Source organism: Kangiella sp. TOML190, from assembly GCF_023706045.1.
In the GTDB taxonomy this organism is placed as follows: domain Bacteria; phylum Pseudomonadota; class Gammaproteobacteria; order Enterobacterales; family Kangiellaceae; genus Kangiella.
The window spans coordinates 1,452,777-1,466,116 of the sequence record NZ_BQYL01000001.1; the positions used below are offsets into that span (position 1 = coordinate 1,452,777).

9 protein-coding genes are annotated in these 13,340 nt (G+C 43.4%); 2 read left to right on the plus strand and 7 right to left on the minus strand.

The window, feature by feature from the left end:
- Positions 1-9: 9 nt before the first annotated feature.
- Complete coding sequence (locus NFS34_RS07080) at positions 10-4,836, plus strand: NAD-glutamate dehydrogenase (protein WP_251359241.1); 4,827 nt, start codon at positions 10-12, stop codon at positions 4,834-4,836.
- Between the two features lie 353 nt (positions 4,837-5,189).
- A complete protein-coding gene (locus NFS34_RS07085) occupies positions 5,190-5,369 on the plus strand; it encodes a hypothetical protein (protein WP_251359242.1) in 180 nt (59 codons plus the stop codon).
- Between the two features lie 52 nt (positions 5,370-5,421).
- Here NFS34_RS07085 and NFS34_RS07090 read toward each other — a convergent pair whose 3' ends face one another.
- From NFS34_RS07090 to NFS34_RS07120, 7 genes are read right to left on the minus strand one after another with little or no spacing between them, the layout of a single operon-like run.
- Positions 5,422-6,180: an SDR family NAD(P)-dependent oxidoreductase gene (locus tag NFS34_RS07090; protein ID WP_251359243.1), complete on the minus strand. Its 759-nt coding sequence runs from the start codon at positions 6,178-6,180 to the stop codon at positions 5,422-5,424.
- A gap of 42 nt (positions 6,181-6,222) precedes the next feature.
- Positions 6,223-7,911: a BatD family protein gene (locus NFS34_RS07095; protein ID WP_251359244.1), complete on the minus strand. Its 1,689-nt coding sequence runs from the start codon at positions 7,909-7,911 to the stop codon at positions 6,223-6,225.
- 5 nt (positions 7,912-7,916) lie between these two features.
- Positions 7,917-9,626: a VWA domain-containing protein gene (locus tag NFS34_RS07100; RefSeq protein WP_251359245.1), complete on the minus strand. Its 1,710-nt coding sequence runs from the start codon at positions 9,624-9,626 to the stop codon at positions 7,917-7,919.
- On the minus strand, positions 9,619-10,677 hold the full coding sequence (locus NFS34_RS07105) for a VWA domain-containing protein (RefSeq protein ID WP_251359246.1): 1,059 nt from the start codon (positions 10,675-10,677) through the stop codon (positions 9,619-9,621). The genes NFS34_RS07100 and NFS34_RS07105 overlap by 8 nt, the downstream gene beginning before the upstream one ends.
- Positions 10,670-11,173, minus strand: a complete 504-nt coding sequence (locus NFS34_RS07110) for a DUF4381 domain-containing protein (protein ID WP_251359247.1) — start codon at positions 11,171-11,173, stop codon at positions 10,670-10,672. The genes NFS34_RS07105 and NFS34_RS07110 overlap by 8 nt, the downstream gene beginning before the upstream one ends.
- Positions 11,174-11,182: 9 nt before the next feature.
- Positions 11,183-12,211, minus strand: coding sequence for a DUF58 domain-containing protein (locus NFS34_RS07115; RefSeq protein WP_251359248.1), 1,029 nt, complete (start codon positions 12,209-12,211; stop codon positions 11,183-11,185).
- A gap of 25 nt (positions 12,212-12,236) precedes the next feature.
- The gene (locus tag NFS34_RS07120) at positions 12,237-13,196 is read right to left on the minus strand and encodes a MoxR family ATPase (RefSeq protein WP_251359249.1); all 960 of its coding nucleotides are present in this window, start codon (positions 13,194-13,196) and stop codon (positions 12,237-12,239) included.
- Positions 13,197-13,340 lie beyond the last annotated feature (144 nt).

Sequence of the window (13,340 nt, forward strand, 5' to 3'; positions counted from 1 at the left end):
GATACCAAGATGGCAAGTTCTCAAACTAAAAAGCAGCTTTCACAAGTAAAAAAATTAATCGCGCAAAAAATTGCTAAAACTAAAGTGCCTTTAGTTCAAGATTTCGCAGAAATCATGTACAGCAGCGTATCGCAAGAAGAATTTGCAGAAAAGGATCCGCGCTATATTTATGACTCGGTGTTGAGTCTCTGGAATTTTATTCAAGGTTTTGATGGTACCAGCAAAATTCGCGTTTTTAACCCAACGCTAGAAACTAATGGCTGGCAAGCCAAACACAGCATTATTGAGCTGGTTCATAAAGATATGCCATTTTTAGTGGACTCCATTCGGATGGAATTAAACCGGCATGGTATTGATGTGCATATGCATCTGCACGTTCCGATGAGCATAGCGCGAACCAAGACTGGCAAAGTTAGCGCTATTGAAGTCAAACCGGGCGGCAAAGCAGATTTAGAAACTCCGATGTATTTGGAAGTGGATCGGATCTTGGATGAGGAAAGTCTTTTCAAGGTTCAGGAGGACTTGTCACGGGTTTTGGCCGATGTGCGCTCAACGGTCGAAGACTGGAAGCCGATGCGCAATAAATTGACTTCAATTATTGATGAATTGGAACAAGAACCACCGCCGCTATTGCCCGAGCGAATTGATGAAGCTTTGGAGTTTTTGCGTTGGGTTGGGCAAAATCATTTTGTGTTCATGGGCTTTAGAGCATACGAATTGAAAAAAACCGCCAAAGAAACGGCTTTGAAATCGGTAAAAGGTTCCGGCTTGGGGATCTTATCTAACGAAAGAAAATATAAAGAGTATGTATTGTCGCGAGCTCCCAAGGGCGCACAAAAACTGGCGTTATCGAATGAGCACCTGTTGATCCTGACAAAAACCAGTAACGTATCGACCGTCCATCGTCCTAGTCATATTGATTATATCGGTATCAAGCGGGTTAATCGTAAAGGTGAAGTGGTTGGAGAGTATCGCTTTTTTGGACTCTTTACCTCGGCGGCCTATAACATGGATCCACAACGCATTCCGGTACTGCGTAAAAAGATTATCAACGTATTATCCGAATCGGGTTTACGTCGCGGTGGGCACGATTATAAAGCGCTGAAAAATATTTTAGAAACCTATCCTCGTGATGAGCTATTCCAAACCCCGACCAAACAACTACTGGAGTTTGGTTTAGGCATTCTACACATCCAAGAGCGACGTCAGGTAAAAGTGTTTGTGCGGCGCGATCCTTTTGGTCGTTATTTCTCGGTATTAACCTTTATTCCAAGAGAAACCTACAACACCAAAATTCGCCGTAAAGTAGAATCAATTTTATCCAAAGCCTTCAACAGTTCTTCGCAAATTGAATTTAATACACTATTCTCAGAGTCTATTTTGGCGCGAACGCATTTTGTGGTGCCGGTAGATAACGCGGAAAACGTAAAATACGATTTGGCTGAATTGCAGTCTGAAATTCAAGAAGCCGCGCTTAGTTGGGAAGAAGTTTTGGCGGACGAAATTAGCTATCATTTTGATGATAAAAAGACCGCATCGCTACTGAAAAAATATGATCATGCTTTCCCGCCTGGATATCAAAATCAGCAATCGGCTCAATCGGCTATTGTCGATATTAAACATATCGAAAACTTAAGTGAGTCGAAGCCTTTGGGAATGCTGCTCTACCAAACACAAGAAAGTCAGGATGGCGATTTGCGGTTCAAACTCTACCGCAAAGAACAACCGATGCATTTGTCCAATGTGTTGCCGATGCTTGAGAATATGGGGCTGACGGTGATTGATGAAACGCCTTATCGGGTGGAATCAAAAGAGCTGGGCTCAGTTTGGATTATGGATTTTAATGTTCGGTATGAAAAATCAATTGCGCTAGAAAAGGTCCGTGATAATTTTCAGCAAGCATTTGCTAAAGCGTGGAACAATGAAGCCGAAAAAGACGGTTTTAACCGCTTAATTATCGCTGCTTCGCTTAATTGGCGTCAGGTAGCGATGCTTCGAGCTTACGCCAAATATATGTGGCAAATTGGTTTTAATTATAGTCAAACTACTATCGAAGAAACCCTAAGTCTTTATCCCAAAATTGCAGTGGCCTTGGCAAACTTGTTTGCCGTTAAATTTGATCCAAGTGAAGAATTTAGTGTTCGTAAATACAATAGCTTGTGTCGTGATTTGCAAAAAGAAACTGAAAAGGTCGAAAGTCTTGAACAAGATCGGATCATTAACAAGTACCTAGAGTTAATGAATGCGACGGTGCGTACCAACTTCTATCAACAAGATAAAAATGGGCAAGACAAAAGTTATATTTCTTTTAAGTTAACCCCAAATAAAATCGCCGGTATTCCAAAGCCTGTGCCAATGTTCGAAATTTTTGTGTATTCGCCTCGGGTGGAAGGTGTCCATTTGCGTGGCGGCAAAGTCGCACGTGGTGGCTTGCGCTGGTCGGATCGTCGTGAAGATTTCCGAACTGAAGTTTTAGGTTTGGTTAAAGCGCAGCAGGTTAAAAATTCGGTTATTGTGCCGGTCGGAGCTAAGGGCGGTTTTGTTTGTAAACAATTGCCAAAGACCGCTGGTCGTGATGCTTTCTTTGCTGAAGGCGTCGAGTGTTATAAAACCTTTATTCGTGCCTTATTGGACATTACCGACAATATCGTTAACGGGAAAGTTAAGCGTCCGGCACAGGTAGTGATCCATGACGATGAAGATCCTTACTTGGTAGTTGCTGCGGACAAAGGAACCGCTACCTTCTCGGATATTGCTAACGGCATTTCCGAAGAATATGGTCACTGGTTAGGCGATGCTTTTGCTTCGGGTGGAAGTAACGGTTATGACCATAAGGCGATGGGAATTACCGCAAAAGGTGCTTGGGAATCGGTGAAGCGCCATTTCCGCGAGATGGGTATTGATTGTCAGTCGGAAGACTTTACTGTTGTCGGCTGTGGTGATATGTCGGGTGATGTTTTTGGTAACGGTATGTTGTTATCAAAGCATATTCGTTTGCAGGTAGCCTTTAACCATTTACACATTTTTGTCGACCCGAATCCTGATGCTGCGAAATCTTATAAGGAACGTGAGCGTTTGTTTGCACTGCCGCGTTCCGGCTGGTCAGATTATAATCAAAAGTTAATTTCCAAGGGCGGCGGCGTGTTCGAACGTAGCGCTAAGTCGATTGATTTAACGCCAGAGATTCAATCGATGCTTGGTATAAAGGCGAAAACTTTGTCGCCTAACGAATTTATCCATGCGGCACTAAAGATGAAAGTGGACCTTTTCTGGAATGGTGGGATTGGAACTTATCTTAAAGCTACTAGTGAAACTAACGCCGAAGTGGGTGACAAAGCGAACGATAATGTACGTGTTAATGGTAAAGAGATGCAAGCGCTGGTAGTTGGCGAGGGCGGTAATCTTGGTTGTACTCAGTTAGGTCGTATCGAGTATATGCAGCATGGAGGTCGCGCTAATACGGACTTTATTGATAATGCTGGTGGCGTTAACTGCTCTGACAATGAAGTTAATATCAAAATTTTGCTAAACACTATTTTGGAAGACGGAGACTTAACCTTAAAGCAGCGTAACAATTTATTGGCCAAGATGACCGATGAAGTGTCGGATATTGTTATCGAGGATAATTACCGTCAAATTCAATCGATCAGTATTACCGAGCGTCGTGCTGGAGCAATGGTTAAAGAACACTTGCGCTTTATTCATGGTCTTGAAAAACGCGGTCTACTCGATCGTGAATTGGAGTATTTACCCTCTGACGAAGAGATGATGGAGCGTGAAGCTAAACGTAAAGGGTTAACTCGTGCTGAGCTCTCGGTACTATTGGCTTACGGTAAAATGGAACTGAAAGATGAACTGCGTATCCCAGCGGTAACTCAAGAGCATTATTTTGAGCGCTACCTAACTCGCTATTTCCCAAAACCGCTGCGCAGTAAATATGCCAAGCAAATGTCTAAGCATCCGCTGAAAGACGAAATCATTGCCATGAGTGTTGCTAATGAAATGGTGAACTTGATGGGCACTAACTTTGCTTTCCGAGTGATGGATGAGGTCGGTGCTAATATTGGCGAGGTGGCGCAATGTTACGCCATGGCTAAAGAAGTTTTTGATATGCAGGGCTTGTGGCGCAGTATTGAAGAACTCGACAATAAAATCCCCGCAGATGTACAGATTCAGATGATGTTCCAAGCGCGTCGCATTGTGCGTCGGGCTACTCGCTGGTTTGTACGTAATCGTCGTAAAGATCAATCTATTGAATCGATTGTTGATTATTTCCGCGATGGCGTTATTGAGCTACAAGGAGTGGTACACAAAACCTTGGAAGCCAAAGAAGCGCAAGATATTGAAAAGCATGTTACAGCGTTAGTTGATAAAGGAGTGCCCTTAAAACTTGCCAAGCAGGTGGGATACTTGAGCACTATGTTCTCGGCAATGGACATTATCGAGCTAGCCCGTCAATATGAATTACCGATTCAACTGGTAGCAGAAGTTTACTACAAACTTGGTAATCAAATAGGCTTACACTGGTTCCTAGAGCAGATTATTGCGCAACCAGTGGGTAATCATTGGCAGGCCTTCGCCAGATCTGCTTTCCGTGAAGAATTGGATTACCAACAGCGTAATTTAATTGAAGCAGTCCTACCCTTAACGGCTAAGTACAAAGCTGCAGATACACGGATAAAACACTTTTTAGCGGAGCATGATGATCTCTTATCTCGCTGGAGCGAAATGGTCAGTGACTTCAGGCAAAGTTCTACTCACGAATTTGCAAAGTTCTCAGTGGCACTGCGCGAGTTACAAATTTTGGTGCAACGTAGCCATCGTTTAATCAAGTAATTATTTTAGTAACATTCAAGCAAGAGTTCGAACTTAGGCTTTTACTAAAACTGACTTCTTGTGTTATTCAACAAGAGAACTTCCTCAGGACACCTGCGAGAGCAGGTGTCCTTCCTGATTAAAACACCACACTCCGTAACTCATCTTCGCTAAAGTGGAGATGCGGCGCTTCTGTCGGATACTGATATGACAAAACTACAGACTAGGGTAAAAAAACACGACATATCAGAAATATTTATAGGGGATTCCAATGCCACAATTCACCATATTTTGAACCTAATTAGACAATGTTTCTTTGCTTAAATGTACTGGTGACTAAAGTGAAATTAACTAGAAATAGCGAGGAAATAAATATGTGTGTATTAATTGTCCCTGATGAAATGCGCGTTTCAATAAAAGCAAAAAATCAGGCTTACAGCCAAGCATTTGATGCCTATTGGCAACGGCAACAACTCGATCAGCAACACAATATTAACCTGATCGAAGCAGAGCGAGAGTCAGATAGAACTTTTTTGCAGATGGTAAAAAAATAAGCGCTAATCTGGCTAGATTGAGCGCTTATTTACTGAAAAAAACCTATAGGAATTATTGTAATCTTGCAGCAGCATCCAAGCGGATAGTGGTGCCATTAAGATACTGGTTCTCAAAAATATGCTTTACCATCGCGGCAAACTCTTGAGGAGTACCAAAACGAGACGGGTTCGGAATTCCGGCAGCGATTTGTTCGCAAATCTCAGGCGTGATTTTTTCCATCATGGGAGTTTCAAACACGCCTGGAGCGACTGCCATTACTCGAACTCCGATACGGGCAAACTCTCTAGCTAGCGGTAAAACCATGCCCGTTATGGCTGCCTTGGTGGCGGAGTAGGCAGTTTGGCCAATCTGACCTTCATAAGCGGCAATCGAGGCGGTATGTAGGATAAGGCCACGCTCACCATCGACAGCTTGGTTATTCTGCATATGTTGTGAAGCCGCTCGAGTAAGTAAAAAACTACCCATCAAGTTGATGTTGACCACTTGCTGAAAATAGTCCGCCGGCATAGGGCCTTTTTTACTGTGGATCAACGCTGCGCCTAGAATACCAGCGCACCCAATCGCAAGATTGATAGCGCCCATAAATTCTGCGGCTTTATCCACGGCAGACTCTACTTGTTGTTCTTGGCTGATATCGGTTTGGATAAATAAAGCTTGCTCACCCAGCTCGCTAGCGGCGTGTTCACCTTGCTCTTGATTAATATCGAGCAGCACCACTTGGCCACCTTCGGTAATGATGGATTGAGCACAAGCAAAACCTAAACCGGATGCGCCGCCACTAATAACGGCTTTGGCAGAAGAATAATTCATGACAGTTCTCTATTAAAAAAATTACCCTATTGTAGCAATAAATTATTCAGGATAAAGAGGCGCTAACCCATCTTTGTTGCTTTTGCTCGGTTTTGATAGCGACTCTTGGTTTAATAAAGTGAACAGGCTGCTACCCTGCCAATTTGAGGCCATTTCAGAGTTAGAGCCGCCATATAGAGCTACCTGTAGGCTTTTCAGTTGTGCGGCTAACGCTTCAGATTTGATGTTTTTAGTCAGCTCATCAAGGTTAGTAATTCGGTTAGCGCTATTGCTTGCTGCCCAGCTTAAAATAATTGCTGATGCTTGCTGCGGATCGCTGGTTGATTTTAGAGCGGATAAATCAACTTTTTGACTGCCACTGCTATCTTTAGCTTCTTCAAAAGTTGTTGCTCGAGCCACTTTTGCAGGTGAAGAGCGCCAGCGAGCCCACAACAATAAACTGGTGGCTAGCCACAAGGCTGCGAATACAAGGGTCGCTAACTTCCAGTGTTGCTGATCAGTAGCGGACGACAGGGTGCTGGTATCCATCTGGGGGTTATTGGTAGCGGTGCTAAATGCGGGTAACGCTGTTGTGTTTGTTTGCTGTGCTACTTGCAAAGTGATTTTTGGTAATACTGCGTAAGCCTGTTGATCTTGGGTGGTGTCCCAATAGGGGACCCGGATTTCGGGGATCTCTAAAGTGCCGGCCTGACTGGGGATCACCGCAAGCTTTTCTAAATGATAACTGTTGACACCATTTGCATTAATGATGGTTTCAACATTGGGCTTATCGCGATAGAGCTTTAAACCCTCTACTTCTGGAAATACAATCTCTGGCAGCTGCTCAGGCAGCAGGGCAACCCCTTTAATAATAAAGTCGAGCGAGGCGGGAGTGCCCACTTCAAAGGTTTGATTAGCAGGTTGCCACTCGGCTTTTAGCTCAATAGATTTAGCGGGGATCCAAGGTTCAATCGCTGACTCAGGTTTGGTTTTGACATTAACGCTGAAAGGTTGCGATTGCAATTCAATCGGACGATAGCGACTTAAACTACTAAAGGAAGCGTCTGTGTCGATGATATTGGTTCGAAATTGTATCGGAGGAATTTTCAGCTCGCCGCTTTGTTGCGGAAATATTACATACTTTTCTTCTAGCACATTATAGGTAACACCTTTGGAAACCATTTGGAATTCAGCCGCATCATCAAGTTTATGTACCACTGCATTAGGTACTTGCAAGGGCGTTATGCTGCGACGTCGAGTTGGTACTGAACTGTATATTCTAACCGTGTAGAGAATTTGCTGCTGCACATACACTTGTTCTTCGCTGATACTGGAGCTGAGCTTTATTTTTGAATTGGGATTGATATCTTCTAGTTCATCTAAAGCCGGTAAGATCCGAATGGTAAAATTATCCGAACTTTCATTACCAATAGTAAAAGCCGGCAAGGTAAAGGTTCCTGCGCTATTGGAAATTAACTGTAATGACCAGCCCATGCGATTAGCAAATTTCCCGTTGATTACGGTACTTTTCTGGAATCTTTGGCTAGAGATTACTTGAAACTCTGGTGGCAAAAATTGTAAGTTTTGACTCGCAGTTAGGGTTGCAGGATTTTCTACTAGCAAGGTCAGCTCAAAAGTTTCTTTTTCACGAATATTGTTTCTATCCAATTGCAAATCAATTTTAGCCAAGCTAGCAGGGCTAAAACTAACAATGCCAAGCAAAATTAATAAAGAAAAAAATAGTCGGTTCATAACAGTTACCAAGTTTTAGATGGTTGCGAGCGGTAGCCGCGTCGGTTGTACTCAAGTTTCATTTTGTTACGGATCAAACGACCTGGGTCATCGGAAATCCGCTTTAATAGCTGTTCGAGTGCTTGATCTTTTTCTTCTTCGCTCATCTCTTGCTGCTTTTCTTGCTCGGTTTTTTTATCTTGCTGTTCTTGTTGTTGCTCTTGTTGCTGTTGCTCTTGCTCAGAGTCTTGATTTTGTTCTTGCTGGTTTTGTTTGTCCTGTTGCTCTTGTTGTTTTTCTTGATCTTGCTGATCTTGCTCGTTTTGATTTTGTTGCTCTTGCTGTTGTTCTAGTAAGTCTTCGATGATCTTTTTATTGTATTTGGCATCGGCATGATTTTTATCTAACTCTAAAGCTGTATTGTAGGCATCAATAGCTTCTTGATACTGCTCATTTAAGGCTAAAGCATTACCCATGTTGTAATGTTGGTTAGCAGTTTCAGCATGGTTATAACTGGAGATTGCGGTGGCATAATCCCCCTCACGATAGGCCGAAATCGCTTTCCAATCACTATTTTCAAAGGTTTGCTTAGCTTTATCATACTCGCCAGAGTTAAAGTGTTTTTTGGCTTGCTGATCTTTATTTAAAAACAACTTGTCAGCAACTGAAGCGGAAACACCAGAGTTTGGTGTGATAAACAAAACAGCAGATACCAATAGGCTGGCAACGATGTTCTTATGTTTAAAGCTAAACAAGGCTATCGGCAGTAACAACAAGACAAGCCAGTAACCGGAGTCGTGCCAGCGATCCGCAAAAATATCTTCTTTTTGAAAGTCTTTATCCAGCGGATTGCGATAGGAGCGGGTTAAAACTTCGATATCTTGGTTATCAGAACTTAAGGCTGTTAAACTGACCGCATGTTGATTAGCAAATTGTGCTAATTGCGCATAATTCAGTTTAGGCACTACGATATTGCCACTACGATCTTTTAAAAAACGTCCACCGGCCATTCTAATCGGTGCTCCTTCTTCAGTGCCGACGGCGAGTATTTTTAATTGAAAATTGGTGGCGGCTAAATCTTCTGCAATGGTGGCTAACTGGTTAGCTTCTGCACCATCGGTAATCCAAAAAATATTACCAGAAACTTGCTCGGCATTATTGAGCAGCTCGATAGCTTTTTGGATCCCTTTTTGTGGTTGGCTGCCTTTAATCGGCATTAGATCAGTCGCTAATGGACCGATTAGATTCTCAATGGTCTTTTCATCACTGGTAAGTGGACTTAAGGTGAATGCATCTCCGGCGTAGACCACCAAAGCGCTGTTACCTTCCTGAGTTTTATCTAGTAAGTCTGTTAATTTGAACTTGGCTCTTTGCAGGCGGGTGGGCTTGATATCATCTGCATCCATCGAGGTCGATAAATCCAATACAATCACATTTGCTTGCTCGCTCGAATAGATGGGTTGCGGTAATTTTTGCCAACTGGGGCCTGAAATAGCCATCACTGCTAATAGCCAGAAAATGAACAATAGGCTATTGCGAAGCTTATTAAAGGATTTATTTTCGGTATGTGGCATGATCCAAGCGAGTAAATGCTCGTCGATCAAATTAGCCCAATTGGTCTGCCGGCTACTACTTTGCTGTTGCCAAATAAACAGTAGTATCGCGGGTAGCAACAACAACCAAGCCCAAGGACGGATAAAATGTACCTGAGTTATGCTGTTTATCCACTCAAACATCAATCGTCTCCTGAAATGGCGTTGAGCCCTGCTCGTTTGCTTTGGCAAAACTTTTCTCGCGTTGGCGACGACGACGGTGTTGCAGGACTGTCGCCGCTAGTTTTGTAATAAAGCTTAACACCAGTGCCATAAACAATGGCAAAAAGAATAAGGCTTTAGTGGGGCGGTAAGTCTCTTTAGCGTCTTCAACCGGCTCTAATTGATCGATAATTTGATAAATTTGCTCTAACTGTTGGCTATCGCGTGCTCGAAAATAGCGACCGCCGGTGGCTTCAGCCACTCGTGTTAAGGTTGCTTCATCAAGTTCGCGTGAGGGATTAAACTTACGTCTAAAGAGGCCGTTATTGGTGATCACTTCGTCTGCCCCAATGCCAATGGTATAAATGGTCACGCCAGCATGCGCTGCCAGTTGTGCCGCCTGAATTGGGCGTAAAATACCCGCATTCTTGACACCATCGGTGAGTAAAATCAGAACACGGTTTTTAGCATCGCGATCCTTCAGCCGCTTAACCGCTAAACCGATACTGTCACCAATAGCGGTGGCAGAAGGCCCTGCGAGCCCGATTTCGCTTTCGTTAAGCATAATTTGTACGGTTGTTAGGTCAAAACTTAGTGGCGTTTGTAAATAAGCTTGTTCGCCAAATAAAATCAAGCCGATACGATCGCCACGGCGGCGTTCGATAAAATCGTTTAAAATATGCTTAACCGCGATCAATCGGTTCACTTGCTGGCGCTCGATTACCATATCCTTCATTTCCATACTGCCAGAAACATCTATCGATACCATTAAGTCGCGCCCGCTGGCAGGTAGCCGAACTGGATCGCCAACCCATTGTGGTCGTGATAAGGCCAAAACCAGTAGTAACCAAATAATAAACATCAACCAAGGAAAGTTAAAACTACTTTGCTGATGCTCTTGATTAAATTGTTGCCATTGCAAATACAGTGGCGCTTTTAAGGCATTTTGTTGCTCTTTTTTACGGCTTAACCACCAAACCAGTAGCGGCAACGGCGTAACTATCCAAACCCAAGGCCAAACTAACTCAAGCATGCGCAGTTCCTAGCTTGAGCGTTTTAGGGGCATCTGCTAGTTGTGTTAACCATTGCCGTGCTTCTTGAAACATTAGTGTCTTATCAATGGGGTCGATGGTGGAAGGATCTTGGTAAACATAATCGCGTAATGCGTACAGCGATTTATCACTCCATACCTCATCGCCCGTTTTGATCAAAAAATTGATCCACTCTTGCTCGTTTAACTGAGCAATTTTGGTGGCCGGAAAATAACTTAAAGCAGCTCGTTTGAGTAAAACTTCTAATTCCATTAGCCAATTATCGGGCTTGTTAGCTTCGATCTCATCCAACTCTTGGATTGCCAACTTACTCATGCGGTGTTTTTTATAGCGTCGGTAAGCGCGGATTACAATCGCGAGCAATAAAGCAAGCAAGATGCTAAGCAGCAACCACCAGCCGATCGCCAATGGCCACCAGCTAACTTCGGTGGGTAGGCGCACATCTTTGAGTTGGCTCAGCAGTTCTTGTTTATCCATAGACTAACCTTAACTCGCGATCGCTTGATTGGTTTTAACTCTTGCTCCGAGAGCGTTGTTGTTTTGCTCCATTTGCAGAGGATTTAAATGTAAACGACTAATGGAATCGGCAGTGCTAAGATCGGTGAAATAACAGCGATTAGCGACAAACTTTTGTTGCAGCCTAGTTAAACGCTGTTCAAAAGCTGCTCGGTATTGCTGTAACCGCTTATTACTGCTGGCGTTAAATCCAATCGAGTCAATACCATCCGTTACCTGATAATGCCCTGCAATAGGAATATCTTTTTCCAGCGGATCATGCAGCATAATGGCATAAATATCGTTATTTTGTGACAGATAAGAAAGGTGTTTATCGCATTCTTGAGTAAAGTCCATAAAGTCGCTAAATAGGTATATCAGACAGCCACCTTTGGTAAGGTGACGCAGTCTTACCAGCGAGTCGAGCAAGGCACTTTGATTAATGCGGTAGCCACTGCTTTGAGCCGTCTTAGGATTTTTTGTGAGTGGTTTAGCTTGATACAGTTGATCGAGTTTTTGATTGTGCAACTCTAAGATTTTTTGTAATAAACGCAAACCATCTTTCCGTCGATTCGAGGGTTTTAATTCGATATGTTGACTGCTGGTAGTTAACAAGGCGCCAACTCGATTACCGCTGTCAAAGGCCGTCCAAAAAGCGCGCGCCGCTTGCAAACAGGCCAAAGTAGATTTAAAGCGGTTGCGGCTGCCAAAAAACATTGAGTCTTGTAGATCTAAAACGATAAAAACAGGTCTTTCGCGCTCTTCTTGAAAAATTTTGGTATGCACTTCGCCAGTGCGCGCGGTGACCCGCCAATCAATAGTACGAATGTCATCCCCAGGCTGGTATTGCCTGACTTCAGAAAACTCCATACCGCGGCCTTTAAATGGTGACAAATGACCACCCACTAAATGCGCTTTGGTCTTTTTATTGGGCAATGGAATTTTATCATTTGCCCAATATTGACATGCGATCAATTGCTCTAAACTAAGTTCAATGGTTTCGGCGGCTTGAGCGTTCATAGCTAGGATAATGGTTTAGGCAAATTTAAGGTGCTGGAACCAATTGAATCAACTTCTCGATGATCTGATTGGTCGTCACACCTTCGGCTTCCGCCTGATAGCTCAATAAAATTCGGTGGCGTAGAGTATCGAACAACACTGTCTGTACGTCGCCAGGCGTAACATAGTCGCGTTCGCTTAGCCAAGCATTGGCTCGTGCACAACGATCTAAGGCGATGGTTGCCCGTGGGCTGGCACCAAACTCGATATAGTTGGCAAGGGCTTGATCGTATTTTTGCGGCTCGCGAGTGGCTAACACCAGTTGAATCAAATACTCTTCTACTTCTGGCGCCATATAAATCGACATTACTTCTTGCCTAGCAGCAAATAACTTTTCCTGTGATAACTCTTCTGGCGTTGCTAATTCTTGCTTAAGCGCTTCTTTGCGGTTGAGCGCAAGAATTTGTGCTTCGGCTCCTGAGTCGGGATAACCGACTTCGACGTGCATTAAAAAGCGATCCAGTTGTGCTTCTGGTAGCGGGTAAGTGCCTTCTTGTTCAATCGGATTCTGCGTCGCCATCACTAAAAATAATGGCGGTAGCTCAAAACTGTTATTGCCAACGGAAATTTGTCGCTCGGCCATGGACTCTAGTAGTGCTGATTGCACTTTAGCCGGCGCTCGGTTTATTTCATCAGCCAAAATCAAATTATGAAATAAAGGACCTTTTTGGAAGCTAAAAGAAGCGTCTTGCGGGCGATAAATTTCAGTACCGGTTAAATCCGCAGGCAGCAAATCAGGGGTGAACTGTATTCGTTGAAAATCACCTTCAACCACTAAAGACAACTCTTTAATCGCGCGAGTTTTGGCAAGTCCAGGCGCGCCTTCGACCAGCAAATGACCATCAGCTAATAGCGCGATCAAAGTTTTATGCACTAAATCTTGCTGGCCTATAATACGCGAGCTTAAATGTTGTTCGAGTTGGTTAAATTCTTGTTTTAGAGTCATTGCTGGGCTTCTGAGGTTATTTAAAGTTGTGATTGAGCTTTTAAATGTTACTAAAGCTATTCTATAGAGGCTAATCTATAGAAGTTAAAGGGTCATTTGTATCAGAAATCGGCAAAAAATTGCAACTAATTGTTTCTAGAAGCA

Excerpts from the sequence above, each read along its gene's own strand:
- NFS34_RS07080 (WP_251359241.1), top strand. The coding sequence starts at position 10 with ATGGCAAGTTCTCAAACTAAAAAGCAGCTTTCACAAGTAAAAAAATTA.
- NFS34_RS07085 (WP_251359242.1), top strand. The coding sequence starts at position 5,190 with ATGTGTGTATTAATTGTCCCTGATGAAATGCGCGTTTCAATAAAAGCA.
- NFS34_RS07090 (WP_251359243.1), bottom strand. The coding sequence starts at position 6,180 with ATGAATTATTCTTCTGCCAAAGCCGTTATTAGTGGCGGCGCATCCGGT.
- NFS34_RS07095 (WP_251359244.1), bottom strand. The coding sequence starts at position 7,911 with ATGAACCGACTATTTTTTTCTTTATTAATTTTGCTTGGCATTGTTAGT.
- NFS34_RS07100 (WP_251359245.1), bottom strand. The coding sequence starts at position 9,626 with ATGTTTGAGTGGATAAACAGCATAACTCAGGTACATTTTATCCGTCCT.
- NFS34_RS07105 (WP_251359246.1), bottom strand. The coding sequence starts at position 10,677 with ATGCTTGAGTTAGTTTGGCCTTGGGTTTGGATAGTTACGCCGTTGCCG.
- NFS34_RS07110 (WP_251359247.1), bottom strand. The coding sequence starts at position 11,173 with ATGGATAAACAAGAACTGCTGAGCCAACTCAAAGATGTGCGCCTACCC.
- NFS34_RS07115 (WP_251359248.1), bottom strand. The coding sequence starts at position 12,211 with ATGAACGCTCAAGCCGCCGAAACCATTGAACTTAGTTTAGAGCAATTG.
- NFS34_RS07120 (WP_251359249.1), bottom strand. The coding sequence starts at position 13,196 with ATGACTCTAAAACAAGAATTTAACCAACTCGAACAACATTTAAGCTCG.